The sequence below is a fragment of the Sellimonas sp. genome (assembly GCF_047234585.1).
Taxonomy (GTDB): Bacteria; Bacillota; Clostridia; order Lachnospirales; family Lachnospiraceae; genus Sellimonas; species Sellimonas caecigallum.
In genome coordinates, this window is the sequence record NZ_JBKSWG010000002.1 from 56100 (window position 1) to 75446 (window position 19347).

22 protein-coding genes are annotated in these 19347 nt (G+C 48.7%); 21 read left to right on the forward strand and 1 reads right to left on the reverse strand.

Annotated elements, in window-relative coordinates; translation table 11 throughout:
* The first annotated feature begins 189 nt into the window (after nucleotides 1–189).
* On the forward strand, nucleotides 190–2286 hold the full coding sequence (locus ACLROL_RS00955) for a polyribonucleotide nucleotidyltransferase (RefSeq protein WP_087199060.1): 2097 nt from the start codon (nucleotides 190–192) through the stop codon (nucleotides 2284–2286).
* Nucleotides 2287–2405: 119 nt separating this feature from the next.
* Complete coding sequence (locus ACLROL_RS00960; protein ID WP_087211408.1) at nucleotides 2406–3059, forward strand: DUF1847 domain-containing protein; 654 nt, start codon at nucleotides 2406–2408, stop codon at nucleotides 3057–3059.
* A gap of 64 nt (nucleotides 3060–3123) precedes the next feature.
* Here the strand turns inward: ACLROL_RS00960 and ACLROL_RS00965 are convergent, their stop codons facing one another.
* Nucleotides 3124–3615 (reverse strand): N-acetyltransferase family protein, encoded by a 492-nt coding sequence (locus tag ACLROL_RS00965; RefSeq protein WP_413067166.1) that lies wholly within the window; start codon nucleotides 3613–3615, stop codon nucleotides 3124–3126.
* A 168-nt stretch (nucleotides 3616–3783) separates the two neighbouring features.
* Here ACLROL_RS00965 and spoIIIAA point away from each other — a divergent pair, with 168 nt between their 5' ends.
* The 19 genes from spoIIIAA to recN all read left to right on the forward strand — a co-directional run bounded on the left by spoIIIAA (nucleotide 3784) and on the right by recN (nucleotide 19306).
* On the forward strand, nucleotides 3784–4692 hold the full coding sequence (gene spoIIIAA / locus ACLROL_RS00970; protein WP_413067167.1) for a stage III sporulation protein AA: 909 nt from the start codon (nucleotides 3784–3786) through the stop codon (nucleotides 4690–4692).
* A complete protein-coding gene (locus ACLROL_RS00975) occupies nucleotides 4683–5216 on the forward strand; it encodes a stage III sporulation protein AB (protein WP_221919634.1) in 534 nt (177 codons plus the stop codon). Before spoIIIAA ends, ACLROL_RS00975 begins: the two co-directional genes overlap by 10 nt.
* A gap of 24 nt (nucleotides 5217–5240) precedes the next feature.
* A complete protein-coding gene (gene spoIIIAC, locus ACLROL_RS00980; protein ID WP_087199067.1) occupies nucleotides 5241–5435 on the forward strand; it encodes a stage III sporulation protein AC in 195 nt (64 codons plus the stop codon).
* Nucleotides 5436–5454: 19 nt separating this feature from the next.
* Nucleotides 5455–5841 (forward strand): SpoIIIAC/SpoIIIAD family protein, encoded by a 387-nt coding sequence (locus ACLROL_RS00985; protein WP_413067168.1) that lies wholly within the window; start codon nucleotides 5455–5457, stop codon nucleotides 5839–5841.
* The gene (locus ACLROL_RS00990) at nucleotides 5841–7001 is read left to right on the forward strand and encodes a stage III sporulation protein AE (RefSeq protein ID WP_087211377.1); all 1161 of its coding nucleotides are present in this window, start codon (nucleotides 5841–5843) and stop codon (nucleotides 6999–7001) included. The genes ACLROL_RS00985 and ACLROL_RS00990 overlap by 1 nt, the downstream gene beginning before the upstream one ends.
* 8 nt (nucleotides 7002–7009) lie before the next feature.
* Nucleotides 7010–7348 carry a stage III sporulation protein AF gene (locus ACLROL_RS00995; protein WP_087199075.1) on the forward strand — a complete coding sequence of 113 codons (339 nt, stop codon included), beginning with the start codon at nucleotides 7010–7012 and terminating at the stop codon, nucleotides 7346–7348.
* Nucleotides 7284–7829 carry a stage III sporulation protein AG gene (locus ACLROL_RS01000; protein WP_413067169.1) on the forward strand — a complete coding sequence of 182 codons (546 nt, stop codon included), beginning with the start codon at nucleotides 7284–7286 and terminating at the stop codon, nucleotides 7827–7829. Before ACLROL_RS00995 ends, ACLROL_RS01000 begins: the two co-directional genes overlap by 65 nt.
* Before the next feature lie 17 nt (nucleotides 7830–7846).
* Entirely contained in the window at nucleotides 7847–8530 is a 684-nt protein-coding gene (locus ACLROL_RS01005) for a SpoIIIAH-like family protein (RefSeq protein ID WP_221919632.1), read from the forward strand.
* 97 nt (nucleotides 8531–8627) lie between these two features.
* Nucleotides 8628–10220 (forward strand): peptide chain release factor 3, encoded by a 1593-nt coding sequence (locus tag ACLROL_RS01010; protein ID WP_413067170.1) that lies wholly within the window; start codon nucleotides 8628–8630, stop codon nucleotides 10218–10220.
* 136 nt (nucleotides 10221–10356) lie between these two features.
* Nucleotides 10357–10737, forward strand: a complete 381-nt coding sequence (locus tag ACLROL_RS01015; RefSeq protein WP_087199086.1) for an Asp23/Gls24 family envelope stress response protein — start codon at nucleotides 10357–10359, stop codon at nucleotides 10735–10737.
* Between the two features lie 187 nt (nucleotides 10738–10924).
* The gene (gene nusB, locus ACLROL_RS01020; protein WP_087199088.1) at nucleotides 10925–11332 is read left to right on the forward strand and encodes a transcription antitermination factor NusB; all 408 of its coding nucleotides are present in this window, start codon (nucleotides 10925–10927) and stop codon (nucleotides 11330–11332) included.
* A 4-nt stretch (nucleotides 11333–11336) separates the two neighbouring features.
* Nucleotides 11337–12551, forward strand: a complete 1215-nt coding sequence (gene xseA / locus ACLROL_RS01025; RefSeq protein WP_087211366.1) for an exodeoxyribonuclease VII large subunit — start codon at nucleotides 11337–11339, stop codon at nucleotides 12549–12551.
* On the forward strand, nucleotides 12538–12735 hold the full coding sequence (xseB, locus tag ACLROL_RS01030; protein WP_087199092.1) for an exodeoxyribonuclease VII small subunit: 198 nt from the start codon (nucleotides 12538–12540) through the stop codon (nucleotides 12733–12735). The genes xseA and xseB overlap by 14 nt, the downstream gene beginning before the upstream one ends.
* Nucleotides 12722–13612: a polyprenyl synthetase family protein gene (locus tag ACLROL_RS01035; RefSeq protein ID WP_087211363.1), complete on the forward strand. Its 891-nt coding sequence runs from the start codon at nucleotides 12722–12724 to the stop codon at nucleotides 13610–13612. Before xseB ends, ACLROL_RS01035 begins: the two co-directional genes overlap by 14 nt.
* A 12-nt stretch (nucleotides 13613–13624) precedes the next feature.
* Nucleotides 13625–15514 (forward strand): 1-deoxy-D-xylulose-5-phosphate synthase, encoded by a 1890-nt coding sequence (dxs, locus tag ACLROL_RS01040; protein ID WP_087211361.1) that lies wholly within the window; start codon nucleotides 13625–13627, stop codon nucleotides 15512–15514.
* Nucleotides 15515–15523: 9 nt separating this feature from the next.
* On the forward strand, nucleotides 15524–16336 hold the full coding sequence (locus ACLROL_RS01045; RefSeq protein WP_087199098.1) for a TlyA family RNA methyltransferase: 813 nt from the start codon (nucleotides 15524–15526) through the stop codon (nucleotides 16334–16336).
* A gap of 10 nt (nucleotides 16337–16346) precedes the next feature.
* A complete protein-coding gene (locus tag ACLROL_RS01050) occupies nucleotides 16347–17156 on the forward strand; it encodes an NAD(+)/NADH kinase (protein WP_087211358.1) in 810 nt (269 codons plus the stop codon).
* Nucleotides 17157–17160: 4 nt separating this feature from the next.
* Nucleotides 17161–17610: an arginine repressor gene (argR, locus tag ACLROL_RS01055; protein ID WP_087199104.1), complete on the forward strand. Its 450-nt coding sequence runs from the start codon at nucleotides 17161–17163 to the stop codon at nucleotides 17608–17610.
* A gap of 10 nt (nucleotides 17611–17620) precedes the next feature.
* A complete protein-coding gene (gene recN / locus ACLROL_RS01060; protein ID WP_087211355.1) occupies nucleotides 17621–19306 on the forward strand; it encodes a DNA repair protein RecN in 1686 nt (561 codons plus the stop codon).
* Nucleotides 19307–19347 lie beyond the last annotated feature (41 nt).

Below are 19347 nucleotides of genomic sequence, written 5' to 3' on the forward strand. Positions count from 1 at the left end.
GAGGACGGAAAAAACTCCGTCCTCATTTTTTCTGCGGTTCATGGGTAACCGGGAAAAACGGTATAAAAAGGGGAAGAAACACCGAGACCACTGAAAAGCAAATCAGGAAGGCGCTGACTGGTTTTTCAGTAGTTTCGGGATTCTCCGCATATGCCGTACGAACAAAAAGAAAGGAAAAGGAGAATCAGAATGTACAAGACATTTGAGATGGAACTCGCCGGACGTACTCTCAGAGTCGATATCGGACGAGTGGCAAAACAGGCAAATGGTGCAGCGTTTATGCACTATGGCGAGACGACCGTATTATCCACAGCTACGGCTTCTGAAAAGCCGAGAGAAGGGATTGATTTCTTCCCGCTCAACGTGGAATACAATGAAAAACTTTACGCAGTAGGAAAGATTCCTGGCGGTTTCAATAAGAGAGAAGGAAAAGCGTCTGAAAATGCGATCCTGACGGACCGCGTGATCGACAGACCGATGCGTCCGCTTTTCCCGAAAGATTACAGAAATGATGTGACACTGGAAAACCTCGTGCTCTCTGTAGACCAGGACTGCAGCCCGGAACTTACGGCAATGCTTGGTTCCGCCATCGCTGTGGCGATCTCAGATATCCCGTTTGATGGTCCGACTGCATCCACTCAGGTAGGGCTTGTGGACGGAGAACTCGTGTTCAACCCGACTGCAGCACAGAAAGCAGCTTCTGATATGCAGCTCACTGTCGCTTCCACAAGAGAAAAAGTTATCATGATCGAAGCGGGAGCAAACGAAGTTCCGGAAGATAAGATGCTGGAAGCGATCTTTGCCGCTCACGAAGTGAACCAGAAGATCATCGCTTTTATCGATACTATCGTGGCAGAATGCGGAAAACCGAAGCATGAATACGAAAGCTTTGCAGTGCCGGAAGAACTGTTCCAGGCCATCAAAGAGATCGTTCCTCCGGAAGAGATGGAAGAAGCTGTATTTACAGATGATAAACAGACAAGAGAAGAAAATATCCGCAAGATCCAGGACAGACTGGAAGAAGTATTTGCAGAAAACGAAGAGTGGCTGCCGCGTATCGGGGAAGCACTCTATCAGTATCAGAAAAAGACTGTGCGCAAAATGATCCTGAAAGATCACAAACGTCCAGATGGAAGAGCTATCGACCAGATCCGCCCGCTGGCAGCAGAAGTAGATCTGATTCCTAGAGTGCATGGTTCTGCTATGTTCACAAGAGGACAGACTCAGATTTGCAACATTACCACACTGGCTCCGCTTTCTGAGGCACAGAAGGTGGACGGGCTGGATGAAGCAGAAACGTCCAAACGTTATATGCATCACTACAATTTCCCGTCCTACTCTGTAGGAGAGACAAAACCGTCCAGAGGACCAGGACGCCGTGAGATCGGACATGGAGCGCTTGCAGAGCGTGCGCTTGTGCCGGTACTGCCGACAGAGGAAGAATTCCCGTATGCGATCCGTACGGTTTCCGAGACATTTGAGTCCAACGGATCTACTTCTCAGGCCAGCGTCTGCGCATCCAGTATGTCACTTATGGCGGCTGGTGTTCCGATCAAGAGTGCTGTTGCCGGAATTTCCTGCGGTCTTGTGACAGGAGATACAGATGATGACTATATCGTGCTCACAGACATCCAGGGACTGGAAGACTTCTTTGGGGATATGGACTTCAAGGTAGCAGGAACACACAAAGGTATCACTGCGATCCAGATGGATATCAAGATTCACGGACTGACAAAACCGATCATCGAGGAAGCCATCGCCCGCACACGTAAGGCGAGACTTTACATCATCGATGAAGTTATGAACAAAGCCATCTCCGAGCCGAGACCGGAAGTGGGCAAATATGCGCCGAAGATCATTCAGATGAACATTGATCCGCAGAAGATCGGCGATGTGGTAGGCCAGAGAGGAAAGACGATCAACGCTATCATCGAGAAGACAGGCGTGAAGATCGATATTACCGATGATGGAAGCGTATCCATCTGCGGAACAGATAAAGAGATGATGGATGAAGCAAAACGCCTCATTACGATCATCGTCACGGACTTCGAAGCAGGACAGGTACTGGAAGGAACAGTCGTGAGCATTAAAGACTTTGGCGCGTTCCTCGAGTTTGCACCTGGAAAAGAAGGAATGGTTCACATTTCAAAAATCTGCAAACGCCGCATCGAACACGTGGAAGAGGTTCTGACGCTGGGAGACAGAGTAAAGGCAGTGTGCCTTGGAAAAGACAAGATGGGAAGAATCAGTTTCAGCATCAAAGACGTGGCAGAAGAGAATAAATAATCATAAAGATACGGCGCGGAATATCTCCGCGCCGTTTTTTGAACCGTTTTGCCTGTAAATCGGGAGTACCATGATTCTTTATATAAAGTAAAATGAAAAAAGGAGAGGAGAAAAGAGAGATGGGAGAACAGATCAGAAGATCCTGTGTTGATTGTGCAGTGACCGAATGTGAGAGAAAAACGGCGAAATATCCGTCGTTTTGCATGACATCTTCCCTGGATGAGGAAGTCTTAAAAGAGGCCATGGCATGCTATGAAGAGCCGGAGAATAAAAAGGCGGCCATCGCGGCGGCACAGGTGGAATACGAAGGGTACCTGAAGAAGACCCGTGTGGAAGAGATCGTGGAATTTGCACGGAAAATGAAGGTAAAAAAGATAGGGATCGCTACCTGTGTGGGACTGATTCGGGAGAGCAGGACACTGGCAAAAATTTTGAGAAGCCATGGATTTGAAGTGGTAGGCGTGGCCTGCAAAACCGGAGCCGTGGATAAAGTCTCTGTCGGCATACCGAAAGAATGTGAAGCCATCGGCTGCCACATGTGCAATCCGATCCTTCAGGCCAAAGTACTGAATCACGAAAAGACGGATCTGAACGTTGTCGTGGGACTCTGTGTGGGACACGACAGTTTGTTTTACAAATACTCTGAAGCGCTTACGACAACGGCAGTCACAAAAGACCGTGTGACTGGGCACAACCCGGCGGCAGTTCTCTACACGGCCGAGTCTTATTACAAAAGACTCTGGCAGGATACAGAACAGAAAGAAACAGAATAAGACAGCAGCTGCCAGGGAACATGGTTTTGCCAGCCCTGGCAGCCGCTGTCTTTATGCATATCTGCTACAATATCCGGTAGTATGGGCAGATGTCTTCGTAATGCCCGTCTTTCATTCGAAATCCTCCAGGAATGACGCCAAGAGGTACGAAGCCGACGCGCTCGTACAGATGACGGGCATGGATATTGGACGAAACGACAGCATTAAACTGCATGACCCGAAAGCCGCGCCGCTTCCCCTGTTCCAGAGAGTGGAGGACCAGCTTCTCCCCGATATGGAGTCTGCGGAACCTGGAATCAACAGCATAACTTGCATTGCACAAATGTCCGCACCTGCCTATGTTATTGGGATGCAGAATGTACATACCGCAGATTTTCCCCGTATCCGTATCCTCCGCTACGCCGCAGTCGGTCTGTTCAAGAAAGAAGGCCGGTCCGGTCTCTTCTGTCAGAAAGTCTTCCTGTGGAAAGGCAACGCCGTCTTCCACCACTTCATTCCAGATCCGGATCATTTCCGGTATGTCTTTTTCGTGATACATACGCACTTGAATTGTCATAATATGTTCCTTTCTCGCTATAAGAGTCTGAAATTTTACATTTTCTGTATTCATTATAATCCAGCACCGCAGAATCCGGCAAGTAGTATCATTCGGTTTTCAACATGAAAAGGACAGGAATATTTCCTCATGGTTCACATACAATGATGTAAAAGGTGGTGGACAAACATGACAAAAAAAGAAGAGATCTACGGCATCCTGCCATGCGGTATCCGGGATGCTCTTGAAAAAGAAAATCTTGATTTCGGCGCTGTGACGGAAATCTGTATCCGTGCAGGAAAACCGATCTATGTGAACGCAGGAGGGCGGGAGATTCGGACAGGCTATCTGCCCGGGAAGGAGGAGCTAAAAGATATATTGAATTATATGAGTCGTTATTCTCCCTATGCTTTTGAAGAAGAAATGCGAAAAGGCTTTCTGACCATCGAAGGAGGACACAGAGTAGGAATTGCGGGTAAGGCGATCACAGAGAAAGACAAAGTAAAAAATATCCGGTACATATCCTCCGTTCACATAAGAGTTGCACATGAAGTAAAAGGCTGTGCAGACACAGTGCTTCCGCGGATCGCAAGGCAGAAGGAACTTTGCCACACACTTATTATCTCCCCGCCCGGCTGCGGAAAAACGACGCTTTTGCGGGATGTGATCAGACAGATATCAGATGGGAATCATGTGATCCGGGGATGTACAGTAGGGGTTGTGGATGAACGGTCTGAGATTGCGGGATGTTATATGGGTATCCCGCAGAACGATATCGGCCTTCGGACCGATGTGCTGGACGCCTGTCCGAAAGCAGAAGGGATGATCATGATGATCCGGTCCATGGCTCCTCGGGTAGTGGCTGCAGATGAGATCGGAACGACAGAGGATGTAAGGGCTATCGAATATGCAATGCACTGCGGATGCCGGATATTGGCCACAGTTCATGGAAGTTCTTTTGAGGAGGTAAGGTGCAAACCGGAGATCGGAAGACTTCTCCGGGACGAACGGTTTGAACGCTACGTTGTACTCAAAAAAGAAGAGACGCCAGGACAGATAGCCGGTGTGTATGACAGGCAGGGCAAACCATGTATGTAAAAATCGTCGGGGCTTCACTGATCCTTGTATCGTCCGCAGCCATGGGGATGAATTACGGGAGAAATCTGAGAATTCATCTGGAAGAACTCAGATATTTAAGACAGATTTTTCTGATGCTTGCAGGGCAGTTAAAATACACAAAAGAACCTCTTCCGGATGTGTTCTTGGAGACTGCGGTAAGAGTAAAACAGCCGTATGCAGGATTTTTCCGTGAAGTATACAAGGCATTCGACCGTCAGAGGACGGTAAATTTTCCGGCGTGGTTTCAGGAGGAGGCAAAAAAGTGCCTTGAAAGCTACCGAAAAGAAAAGCGGCTCACAGAAGAAGAGTGGGACCTTTTTCTTTCCCTTGGAGAGCAGACCGGATATATGGATGTGGAGATGCAGATTGGGATGCTGCTATCCGGAGTCGAAGACTGGGACAGAAAGATCCGAAAAACAGAAGAAGAGATCGGGCCCAAACAGCGGATCGGGAATTGCCTGGGTGTACTCCTGGGCGTGTTTCTGACCGTTTTATTTTTCTGACAGAAGAAAGGGAAGGAAGTGCGTATGAGTGTCAGTTTGATTTTTAAGATTGCGGCTGTGGGTATATTGGTATCCGTCCTGAGCCAGGTGCTCAAACACAGTGGACGGGAAGAGCAGGCGTTTTTGACAAGCCTTGCAGGGCTGATCCTTGTTTTGATCTGGATCGTACCGTATATATATGATCTTTTTGAAACGATGCGGAATCTGTTTTCCCTGTGACGGCAGAAAGGAGGAGCCTATGACGATGATGCAGGCAGCGGCAGCAGCGGTATGTGCCGCACTGCTGGCGATGCAGTTTAAAGGACAAAAGGGCGAATATGGGATCTATATCAGTATTGCGGCCGGGATGGTCATCTGCTTTGGTATCCTTTCGAAACTTTCCGCCATCCTGGATACGATCCGTGAGATCGGTTCGATGATCCGGATCGAGGGTTCCTATCTGGCCATTTTGCTCAAGATGCTGGGGATCACGTACGCGGCGGAGTTTGCCTCCAATATCTGCCGGGACTGCGGAAACCAGACGCTGGCGGTTCAGATCGAGCTGTTTGGGAAACTTGCCGTGCTTGTCCTGAGCATGCCTATCCTTCTCGCGCTGCTAAAGACGGTCCAGGCATTTCTGACATAATGAGAAAAAAGAGATGGTTTCTTCTTGCAGTTATCTGCTTTTTTGTATGGGCGGGGGCAATCCACACGGAGGCGGCGCCGCAAGAAGAAACGACGACAAAGCAAGAAGAGGCGGCAAGTGAGGAGATTCTAAAAGAATTTGACTTTGACGAAGTGGACAGGATGCTTTCGGATATTTTCCCTGAGGAGTCGGTTTCTTTCGAGGATCTTGTAAAGACGCTGACAGACGGAGATTTTTCCGGGTTTGTCCATCTGATCTTTTCAGGGATCCGTACAGGTACATTTTCCGTTCTGAGGGACAACCGGGAGGCCATCGTACATATCCTCGTGATCGCGATGATAGCGGCTGTATTTGTAAATTTTTCTCATATCTTTACAAACCGACAGGTGGCAGAGACCGGATTTTTGATATTGTATCTTCTGCTCATCACGATTCTTTTGAAATCCTTTGGGATCATGATCGACTCCATCGACGGGAGCCTCAAAGTCCTGAAAGATTTCATGAAAGTGCTGTGTCCGCTCTATTTTCTGGCCACGGCATTTTCTACCGGAAGTACGACGTCAGTACTATTTTACAATCTGATGCTCATTCTCATCTATCTGGTTGAGACGGTAATTCTTCATATCATCCTGCCGATGATCCATGTGTATATGATGATCCGGATTTTGGACCATCTTTCTCCGGAACCATATCTGACAAGGTTCGGGGAGCTGCTGGATATGATCGTACGGTGGATACTCAAGACGATGCTGATCTGTGTCGCCGGAATCAATGTCATGCAGGGCCTCATCAGTCCAGCTATGGATGCGGTGCGCCGCAGCGGGATACAAAAAGGGCTTGAGGCGATACCGGGGGTGGGAGGAGCGCTTGGAGGGATGACAGACGTGATTTTGTCTTCCGTCGTACTGATCCGGAACGGGATAGGGGCGGTGGGAGCAGTCGTATGCGTCGTCATCTGTGCGGTGCCGATCCTCCAGATCGGAATGATGACGCTGATTTATAAACTGATCGCTGCAGTGGCGGAACCAGTGTCTGATAAAAGGATCGTCTCCTGCATCGCCAGTACAGGAGACGGGGCAGTGCTGCTTTTGAAGACCGTCTACACAAGCGCGGTACTGTTTCTCTTGACCATCGTCGTAGTAGCGGCATTTGGGGCATAGGAGGGGCCATGCTGACATATATATATGATTGGATAAGGAATCTTGCGTTTTATCTCATATTGATAACCGTGATTCTGCAGATGATTCCGGATTCCGTTTACAAAAAATACATCCGTTTTTTTACCGGGCTTGTGCTGATCCTGATGCTGGCAGAGCCGGTCATGCAGGGATTTCACCTCAAAAGTGAATTTGAGCAGATATTCCGCAGCGTGACATACCGGCAGGAAGCACGGGAGATCGAACAAGCAGCCGAATATTTCCGGGAAGCAGAGGAGGGATATCTTGAATGGCAAAATGACGTGGATCACGAAATTTCTGAAAAATCCGAAAATTCCAGCCAAGAATAGATGGCTTATCCTGTTCCTTTTCGGGCTTCTGATTCTTGTGATCGCGATGCCGGTGTCCGATCCCAAGAGTACGAAGACAGAATCCGGGGAAAGCAGAAGCACAGAAAGGACGACACAGGATGCTTACGCGGCCACGGTAGAGAGAAAGCTGACATCCATGCTCTCAGATATCGAGGGGGCTGGAAAAGTGAAAGTCATGATAACGTTGTCCTCTTCGTCAGAAAAAGTCGTGGAGAAAGATGTGGAGACCGGCAAAGAGGAAGGGAGAACGACCACGAGAGAGGAAACTGTCTATTCGGATGATTCCGGTCAGGGACAGGTGCCCTACGTGACAAAAGAGCTGAGCCCGGATATTGAGGGCGTCGTAGTTATTGCAGAAGGGGGAGAAAAACCGGTGGTGGTACAGAATATCACGGAGGCCGTGCAGGCATTATTCGGTGTGGAGTCACATAAGATTAAGGTAGTAAAGATGAAACAGTAAAAGCAGGAGGGATGACTGTGAAAAGATTATTCAAGAAAAACCAGATCGTAGTGACTGCCCTTGCGCTGATGATCGCGGCGGCTGGGTATTTAAACTACTCGGGGAAATTGTTCCCGGACAAGGAGAAGGAGGAAACACAGCAGGCAAACGCGGAACTTCTTGATATTTCGGATGAAGACGCCTCTCAGACTTCCGGGGATATCGAAAGCCTGGATCAGGACGCAGAGACGACGGACGGGGAAGTGGAAGGCAATCCTGGGGAGGCTGTGCTGACAAGCGGGGAAGTGAAAAATACGGTGGCACAGGCGAAGGTTTCCAGAGAGCAGGTGCGTGCAAAGAACAAGGAGACACTTCAAAGCATCATTGACAGCACGAGCGTTTCCGATGCCCAGAAAGAAGATGCCATTCAGCAGATGCTGGATCTCACAAAGATCGCAGAGCAGGAGTCGGCTGCAGAGACACTCCTGGCATCCAAAGGCTTCAGTGAGACGGTAGTCACAGTCAGTGACGGAAAAGTGGATGTCGTCGTGGGAAATGTGGAAATGACAGATGCCAACAGGGCGCAGATCGAGGATATCGTGACGAGAAAAACAGGAGTTTCTCCGGAAAACATCATTATCTCTCCGATACATAAGGATGCCACCAAAGACAGCACGGGCGACAGCAAAGAAGAGAGTCAGGAAAGCACAAAAGAAGAGTAAAATCATTGCAGAAGTGCCGGAGGATATGTTAAAATAAAATACTGTGCCGGAACGCAAGCTTTGTTCACGGCGAATATGAAAAATACAGGAGAATATCATGTCAAATATTACAGATGAAATCAGAAAGCGGAGGACATTCGCGATCATTTCCCACCCGGACGCCGGGAAGACAACGTTGACAGAGAAATTTTTATTATATGGAGGAGCCATCAACCAGGCTGGTTCCGTCAAAGGAAAAGCTACGGCAAAACATGCCGTGTCAGACTGGATGGAGATCGAGAAGGAGAGAGGGATCTCCGTCACTTCGTCCGTGCTTCAGTTTAATTACGGAGGGTACTGTATCAATATCCTGGACACACCGGGACATCAGGATTTCTCCGAGGACACATACCGTACATTGATGGCTGCCGACTCTGCAGTGATGGTCATCGACGCATCAAAAGGGGTGGAGGCGCAGACAAGAAAGCTTTTCAAAGTCTGTGTCATGCGCCGCATCCCGATATTTACTTTCATCAACAAGATGGACCGGGAGGCCATGGACACCTTTGAACTTCTGGACGATATAGAGAAGGAGCTTGGGATCGCCACCTGCCCGGTCAACTGGCCGATCGGGTCCGGGAAAGCGTTCCGCGGTGTGTATGACCGAAATGAAAAGGAAATCGAGCTTTTCTTCGACACAAAGAAGGGGACAACGACAGGGGAAGTAAAGAAGATTGCCCTTGACGATCCGCAGGCAGATTCCTATATGGACGCAGATCAGAAAGAACAGCTCATAGGGGAGATCGAACTTCTCGATGGAGCCAGCGCTGAGTTTGACCAGGAGCTTGTAAGCAAAGGGGAGTTGTCGCCGGTATTTTTCGGTTCCGCTCTGACAAATTTCGGTGTAGAGACATTTCTTCAGCATTTCCTGAAGATGACGACTTCTCCGCTTCCGAGAAAGTCTGATAAAGGCGAGATCGATCCGATGAAGGAGAAGGATTTCTCCGCATTTGTATTCAAGATTCAGGCAAATATGAACAAGGCACACCGGGACAGGATTGCTTTCATGCGCATTTGTTCCGGAGAGTTTGATGCGGGGATGGATGCGTTTCATATCCAGGGACAGAAGAAAGTCCGCCTCTCACAGCCTCAGCAGATGATGGCAAGTGAGCGCAAGATGATCGAGAAAGCGTACGGAGGAGATATCATCGGGATCTTTGATCCGGGCATCTTTTCCATTGGAGACACGATTACCACATCGCCGGAGAAGTTTGCCTATGAAGGCATCCCGACATTTGCGCCGGAACACTTTGCCAGAGTGCGCCAGGTAGACACTATGAAGCGGAAGCAGTTTATCAAAGGGATCAACCAGATTGCCCAGGAAGGAGCAATCCAGATTTTTCAGGAATTCAACACCGGGATGGAGGAGATCATCGTGGGAGTCGTGGGAGTTCTGCAGTTTGATGTCCTGAAATACAGGCTCAAAAATGAGTACAACGTGGACATCATCCTGGAAAATCTTCCGTATGAGCATATCCGATGGATTGAAAACGAAGAGATCGATATGGATCGGCTGAGCGGAACTTCGGATATGAAGAAAATCAAAGACCTCAAAGGAAGACCGCTTCTTCTGTTTGTCCACGAATGGAGTATCCGTATGACATTGGAGCGAAACGAAGGACTGAAACTTTCTGAGTTCGGGCGCTCTTAAGAAAAGATTCAAAAAGATTTCAGGAAGAGTTCTGAAAGATTCTGCCCCTTACCCTTGTAACACGTATGTTCTTTTGGTATAATAAATGCAGTATTTACCGATGCTACGGATAACCCGGGATAAGGAGGTTTGAGATATGGGAAAAGAAGAAAGAGGAGCTTACACGATTCAGGATGAAGAACTGGGACAGGTTCAGATTGCTGACGAAGTGGTGGCGATCATAGCAGGGCTTGCAGCGATGGAAGTAGACGGTGTCTCTTCTATGGCAGGCACATCCACGCGAGATCTGCTCAGCAAGCTTGGCAAGAAGAATCTGGCAAAAGGTGTGAGAGTAGACGTCCTGGACGGAGTCGTTACCGTTTCCCTTGCTTTGAATTTGCGGTTTGGCAAAAACATCATGGAAGTATCATCCAAAGTACAGGAAAAGGTAAAGACAGCTATTGAGAATATGACAGGCCTTACCGTGGCGGATGTCAATGTGAAGGTCGCAGGTGTCGATGACGCCGAATCAGAATAATCCCCGTACATTGAAAGTATAAATATACAAAAATAAGCATGATTATGCGCAAATCAGTTGCGTATCACATCGCGCGTATTGTATAATGAGGGGAGTCGGTAAGACTCCCCTTTTGTGTTATACAGCAGGAAAATCTTTTGGATTGCCTGTGTGAAATAGAAAAAAGACAGTTGAAAGAGGAGAAGATATGGGAAGATCAGAAATCAGAGAACACATTTTCAGGGTACTGTTCAGAAAAGAGTTTTTTGACACGTCAGAAATGAGCGGACAAAGGGAGCTATACATGGAGATGCTCAAGGCAGAAAGGGATGTCCGGGAAGAGGACGAGGCATATATTCTGGAAAAGAGCAGAAAAATAGAAGAGAAGATCCAGGAGATCGACGAGATGATCAACGGTCTGACAACCGGATGGAAGACAAGCCGAATGAACAAAGCAGATCTTACGATACTTCGGCTTGCCGTCTATGAGATAAAATGGGATGATGACATTCCGGTCAAAGTGGCGATCAACGAGGCCGTTGAACTTGCAAAGAAATACAGCAGTGAGGAAGGACCTGCATTTATCAATGGAGTGCTGGCAAAAATAGCAGGGTAAAAAGATGAAAAATGTATACACCGTAGGGCAGGTCAACCGCTATATCAAAAACATGTTTGACCAGGACTTTATGCTGAACCGGATTTATGTAAAAGGCGAAGTGTCAAACTGCAAATACCATCCCAAGGGACATATTTATTTTTCCCTGAAAGATGAGTCGGGAACGATCTCCTGCATATTGTTTGCCGGATCCAGAGGAGGGATCGCCTTTCGGATGCAGGACGGACAGCAGGTGGTCGTGTCCGGAACGGTTACCACATATGAAAGAGACGGAAAATACCAGCTCTATGCAAAAGAGATCATCCTGGACGGGGCAGGGCTTTTGGCACAGCGGTTCCAGGAACTCAAAGAAGAGCTTGAGGAGATGGGGATGTTCGATGCCGGGTACAAACGTCCTGTTCCGATGTATGCACAGAGGATTGGAATCGTTACCGCTCCGACAGGAGCAGCCATCCGTGATATCATCCATATCGCAAAGCGGAGAAATCCTTATGTACAGCTCATCATTTCGCCGGCTCTCGTACAGGGGGAAGGGGCGAAAGAGAGCATTGTCAAGGCCATCAAAAGGCTCGAAATGCAGGATGTGGATGTGATCATCGTGGGCAGAGGCGGAGGTTCCATGGAAGATCTGTGGGCTTTTAATGAAGAAGAGGTGGCGAGGGCCATCTTTGAATGCCCGATACCGGTAATCTCTGCGGTAGGTCATGAGACGGATACCACCATCGCCGACTATGTGGCGGATCTGAGGGCGCCGACTCCATCTGCGGCGGCAGAGCTTTCTGTCTACCCGTATCACGATATACAAAAGAAAATAGATGAGACACGGACTTCCTGCAGACATCTTATGGTTCAGAGGATCCAGATGGAGAGGCTTCGGCTGAGGCAGCGGGAAGAAGTTTTCCGAAGGCTGCATCCGGGTACGATCCTTGCATCCCAGAGACAAAGAGCAGCCAATCTGGAAGAAGCGATACGCAGAAGTATGAAAGAAGCTCTAAAACACGCCAGAGAAGAGCTTCGTGTACGTATACAAACGATCGAGGCCATGTCCCCGATGAAGAAACTCAATCAAGGATACGCATTTGCCACAGACGAAAAAGGACGATCAGTCCGGAGCATAAAGCAGATCAAAAAAGGAGACCGCATAACGCTCTATGTGACAGATGGAGTCATTCACACGACTGTGGAAGGGACAGAGGAGACGAACGATGGAATTAAATGAAATTTTTGAAAAGCTGGATGAACTCCAGAAGAGACTGCAGGCGGAGGATCTTTCTCTGGATGATGCCTTCCAGTATTATAAAGAAGCCATGGAGCTTTTAAGAGAATGTGACCGCAGAATCGATAAAGTGGAAAAGAAAGTGCTGTTATTAGAACAGAATGGAGAAACACATGAGTTTGAATGAAATAAAAGAGGAAAAGGTAAAGGAACTTCAGGAAGTGATCCGGGAATATTTGCCGGAGCAAAAGGGGCCTCAGAAAGTCATTATGGAGGCTATGGAATACAGCCTGATGGCAGGAGGCAAACGTCTTCGTCCGATGCTGATGCTGGAGACATACCGGATGTTTGGCGGGGATTCCGAGATTATCCGGCCGTTTCTTGCTGCCCAGGAGATGATCCACACGTACTCTCTCGTTCATGACGATCTTCCTGCCATGGACAACGACGAATACCGAAGAGGCAGAAAAACAACCCATATTGTCTACGGGGAAGATATGGGCATACTGGCCGGCGATGCGCTTCTGAATTATGCGTTTGAGACAGCGTCCAAGGCATTTGAGATGGAGCCTCAGAAGGCACAGCTCATTGGGCGGGCCATCCGGATCATGGCAGAGAAAGCAGGCATCCGCGGTATGCTTGGCGGACAGGTGGTGGACGTGGCATCCACCGGAAAAAAGATTGACAAAGAGACGCTGGACTTTATCTATCGGCTGAAGACCGGCGCCCTGATAGAAAGCTCCATGATGATCGGAGCTGTGCTGGCTGGAGCTTGCGAAGAAGAGATCCGGACAGTGGAAAAGATCGCAGCCAATATCGGAATGGCTTTTCAGATCCAGGACGATATTCTGGATGTGACAAGTACAACAGTGGAACTTGGGAAACCGGTTCACAGTGACGAAAAGAATGAAAAAACAACCTATGTGACACTGCTTGGTCTGGATGGTGCATCCCGTGAAGTGGAACGGATCTCGGAGGAAGCAATCCAGCTTCTTTCCACACTTCCGGCCGAGAATCCGTATCTGAATTGGCTTGTAAAAGAGTTGGTGCACAGAAGGAAATAGTGAGGGATATCCATGATACTGGAGAAGATACAGAGGGAAAACGATATTCAAAAACTGAATAAAGAAGAGCTTGCCATTCTCGCCTCGGAGATCCGGGAGTTTCTGATCGAGAAGATCAGCCATACCGGAGGGCATCTGGCGTCAAATCTTGGGGTGGTAGAGCTTACAATGGCTATGCACCTTTGTTTCCATCTTCCGGAAGATAAGATGATCTGGGACGTAGGGCATCAGTCCTACACACATAAAATCTTAACCGGAAGAAGAGAGGGATTTGATGATCTGCGGAAATATGGCGGCATGAGCGGGTTCCCGAAACGCAATGAAAGCAAGTGCGACGCTTTCAATACCGGACACAGCTCCACCTCCATCTCCGCAGGACTTGGATATGTGAAAGCCCGGGAGATTCGAAAAGAGAATTACCGGGTTATCTCCGTCATCGGAGACGGTGCCCTGACAGGAGGGATGGCTTTTGAAGCACTCAACAATGCGGCCCACCTTGGGAAAAACTTTATCATTGTCCTAAACGACAACCGGATGTCCATATCGGAGAATGTCGGAGGGATGTCCAGATATCTGGACGGTATCCGCACGGCGGACGTTTACAACCGTCTCAAAAGAAATCTTGAGAAAGCTCTCCGGAAGATTCCAGGAGGCGGAGAACAGATCGTAAGTCATCTGAGAAAGACAAAAAGCAGCATCAAGCAGCTCTTTGTACCGGGGATGTTTTTTGAGGATATGGGGCTTACGTACTTGGGACCCGTCGACGGACATAATTTAAAAGAACTGATCCGCGCCTTTAAAGAGGCAAAGCGGGTAAAAGGCGCAGTCCTTCTCCATGTAGTGACAAAGAAAGGAAAGGGGTATCTTCCGGCAGAGAGGGAACCTTCCAGGTTCCACGGCACAGGACCTTTTGATATCAGGACCGGATCGCCTCTGGAAAAAAAGGAGAAAGATACGTACACGGATGTATTCGGAAAAATCATGTGCGATATGGGAAAGAAGGAGCCGTCCCTTGTGGCCATCACGGCAGCAATGGAGGACGGAACTGGACTGGGAGAATTTCACAGACGATTCCCGGAGCGCTTCTTTGATGTCGGAATTGCAGAAGGCCATGCCGTCACTTTTGCAGCAGGGCTTGCGGCAGGCGGTCTAAAACCAGTATTTGCAGTGTACTCTTCCTTCCTTCAGAGGGGATATGACCAGATCATCCACGATGTGGCTCTTCAGAATCTGCCGGTGGTTTTTGCGGTAGACAGAGCCGGACTCGTGGGAAGCGACGGGGAGACACACCAGGGGATCTTCGACCTTTCCTATCTGTCTATGATCCCGAATATGACTGTCCTTTCCCCGAAAAACAAGTGGGAGCTGGCGGATATGCTGAGATTTGCCATCGCATACCAGGGCGGCCCTGTGGCAGTTCGTTATCCAAGAGGTGCGGCGTATGACGGATATAAGGAGTTCCGCGCTCCTGTTCTTTACGGAAAATCGGAGGCGGTTTTTGAAGAGGAAGACATCGCTATCCTGAGCGTCGGCCATATGTTTGAGACGGCTGCAAAAGTACGGGAAAAAATAAAGGAGGCAGGCTTAAATGCCAGCCTGATCAATGCAAGATTTGTAAAGCCGGTGGATGAGGAGATGCTCGTCACACTTGCGAAAGATCACCGGCTTTTCGTTACCATAGAAGAAAATGTTAAAACCGGCGGATTTGGGGAGCGGGTAATGGATTTCGCGGAACGGATGGAACTTCCGGTCCGGGTGCTTGCTGTCACGCTTCCGGACGATTACATTGAGCATGGAAGCGTTTCCGTTCTCAGAAAAGAAGTGATGCTGGACGCCGAATCCGTCTATAAACAGATACTGACTGTGTACGCAGGAATGCAGCACACAGAAGAAAAAAGATAAGGAGACGCCATGAAAGAACGGTTAGATGTATTACTTGTAAAAAGGAATCTCGCCGAATCCCGGGAAAAGGCAAAGGCCATCATCATGTCCGGAAATGTGTTTGTGGAAGGACAGAGGGAAGACAAAGCCGGAAGCACGTTCCCGGAAGAAGCAACGATAGAGATCAAAGGCCACACACTTCCGTATGTGAGCAGGGGCGGGCTGAAGCTGGAGAAGGCGATGCAGGTCTTCGACGTATCCATGAAAGACAAAGTCTGTACGGATGTGGGGTCATCCACAGGGGGATTTACCGACTGTATGCTGCAAAACGGTGCGAAAAAAGTCTTCGCCATTGATGTCGGAAGAGGGCAGCTTGCGTGGAAACTTCGCCAGGATGAGCGCGTCGTCTGCATGGAAAAGACGAATATCCGCTATGTGACACCGGAAGATCTGGGGGAACCTGTGGATTTCTCTTCTATCGACGTATCTTTTATCTCCCTTACGAAAGTGCTGCTGCCGATCCGGAACTACCTGGTAGAAGACGGAGAGATCGCAGCGCTCATCAAACCCCAGTTTGAGGCGGGGAGAGAAAAGGTGGGAAAGAAAGGGGTCGTGCGGGAACCTGCCACCCACGTGGAAGTCATTGAACATGTGACGCAATATGCGGCTTCCATTGGCTTTACCGTCAAAAATCTGACATATTCCCCGATCAAAGGACCGGAAGGAAATATCGAGTATTTGGTACACTTGAAAAAGATACCGGATGGAACTGCGGCAGACATACCGTCAAAAGAAGAAATCAAATCGGTGGTGGCTGAAGCATTCCAGTCGCTGGCAAAATAAGGACAGGCATATGGATAGATTTTATATCATAACCAACGAATCAAAAGACGAAAGACATGAAATATCAAAGCAGATCGAAGACTATCTGACAAAACACGGGAAAATATGCATTACGGATCCGGAGGAGGCAAAAAGGACAAAACTGGACTGCGCCATAGCCATCGGAGGCGATGGGACGATGATTCTCGCTGCCAGAGAGCTTCTCGGGCGGGATGTTCCTCTTTTGGGAGTCAATATGGGGACACTTGGCTACCTCACAGAAGCCGAAATACAGAATCTGCTGCCGGCGCTTGATCAGCTGATGGAAGACAGGTACACGATCGAGGAGCGGATGATGCTTTCCGGGAATATCAAAGGAATGAAGGAGGACATCGCCCTGAACGATATCGTTGTGACAAGGAGCGAATCCCTCCATATCGTGCGCCTTATGCTGTATGTAAACGGAGAGTATCTGGCATCCTACCAGGCGGACGGCCTGATCATTTCCACTCCGACTGGTTCTACTGCATACAATCTTTCAGCGGGAGGACCCATCGTGGAACCTACAGCGTCCATGATCCTTATCACTCCGATCTGTCCTCACTCCCTGAATAAGAGCAGCATTGTCCTTGCTGCCACGGACGAGATCCAGATTGAGATTGGATCGAGAAGGAACAAAGAAAGGGAAGAAGCGGTCGTGACTTTTGACGGTACAGACATTATGAGGCTTGCCACAGGGGACCGCGTGAAAGTAAAAAAAGCAAACGAAATAACGAAACTTGTGAAACTCAGCAATATTAGTTTTTTGGAAACACTGCGTGAAAAAATGAAAGGAAATTAGGCAAATGAAGGTAAACAGACACGCGAAGATCGTAGAGTTGATCCGGAAATACGATATCGAGACACAGGAAGAGCTGGCAGAATATCTGAATGAAGCCGGATTCAAAGTAACTCAGGCAACGGTGTCGAGGGATATTCGGGATCTGAAACTGACAAAAGTGCCGTCGGAGAACGGAAAACAGAAATATGCTGTGCTCCGCCACGACGGAAGAGAAATGAGCGAAAAATATATCCGTGTCCTGCGGGACGGGTATGCATCGATGGATATGGCACAGAACATCCTGATCATCAAGACAGTGCCAGGGATGGCGATGGCCGTGGCGGCTGCTGTGGATGCCATGCAGTGGCATGAGATCGCAGGCTCCATTGCCGGAGACGATACGGTTATGTGTGCGGTCAGAAGCAAAGAAGAGACGGTAAAAGTCATGAACAAAATCCGGGCAATTCTGATATAAAGGAGGAAGCATGTTACAAAGTCTGCATGTAAAAAACCTCGCCCTCATCGACGAGGCAGAAGTGGAATTAAAAGACGGGCTCAATATCTTAACCGGCGAGACCGGGGCGGGGAAGTCCATCCTCCTTGGATCAGTGCAGCTTGCCCTGGGCGGGAAATACACGGCGGATCTTCTTCGGGCAGGCGCCGATTACGGACTTGTGGAGCTGGAATTTTTTGTAAAGAATCCGCAGATCATCGAAAAACTGCGGAAGATGGATATCGAGCCGGAAGACGGCATGATCGTTCTGAGTCGCAAACTCATGGACCAGAGAAGTGTGAGCCGGATCAACGGCGAAATGGTGCCCCTTGGGAGACTCAAAGCTGCGGCGGAAATACTCATTGATATTCACGGACAGCATGAACACCAGTCTTTATTGTATAAAAAGAAACATATGGAGATCCTGGATGCCTACGCAAAAGAAGAAACCTTGCCGGTAAAAGAAAAAGTGAAAGAGGCATACCGCGCGGCCAGAGAAGCAAAACAGAAGCTTGACGAAGCGATAAGCGGGGAGGCAGAGCGGAAAAAGGAAGCGGATTTTCTTGCTTTTGAGGTGGAGGAAATCCGGGATGCAGGGCTCATCCCGGGAGAAGATGAAGAGCTGGAAGAACGCTACCAAAAAATGCGCAAAAGCAGAAAGATCATGGAGAGCCTGATGGAGACGTATCATTATACCGGTGGATACGAAGCAAGTTCCATAAGTGAGCTTTTAAGCCAAGCGATCCACGCTATGTACGAGGCGGCAGAGTACGATGGAGAGACGAAAGAACTTTATGGGCTGCTTGTGGAGATCGAGAGTCTCCTGAATGATTTCAACCGGGAGATTTCCAACTGTCAGGAAAAACTCCGGTTTTCTGAGGAAGAATTTTACGAGATGGAAAACCGGCTGAATACCATCAATCGATTGAAATCCAAGTATGGCAACACCATCGGGGAAATACTCGATTACGCGGCGCAGAAAGAAGAGCGGCTTCTCATTTTGTCCGATTACGACGCCTATTTGGCAAGACTTGAAAAAGAATTTTCCGAGGCTCAAAAAACGCTTCGAAAGTATGCTGATCGTCTCACGGACATCCGGAAACGCTATGCTGAGGGACTTGCCGGGACACTGCGCGAAGGAATCCGGGATCTGAATTTTCTTAATGTGGACTTCACAGTGGAGGTGCGTCCCCTTTCCGACTTTACAGAGAACGGGGCGGACGAAGTGGAATTCATGATCTCACTGAATCCTGGGGAAAAGAAAAAGCCGCTTGGCGCCGTGGCTTCGGGCGGAGAATTGTCAAGGATCATGCTGGCGGTAAAAGCGGCGCTGGCTGACAAAGATGAGGTGGAAACACTGATATTTGATGAAATCGATACCGGGATCAGCGGACGTACTGCACAGAAAGTGTCTGAAAAAATGGCTCTTCTTGGAAAACGCCATCAGGTCATCTGCATTACTCATCTGGCTCAGATCGCAGCTATGGCAGACGCCCATTATCTGATCGAGAAAACGGTGGAAAACCAGAAGACGACGACCCAGATCCGGAGGATTTCGGACAAGGAGGCGATTGCGGAACTGGCACGTATTCTGGGCGGAGCAAAGATTACCGATGCGGTGTACGAGACGGCGCAGGAGATGAAAGAGCTGGCAGTAAAAATGAAAAAAAGCGAATAAAAAATCAAAATAGAAAGATAATAATGGGGACGTGTTCCGAT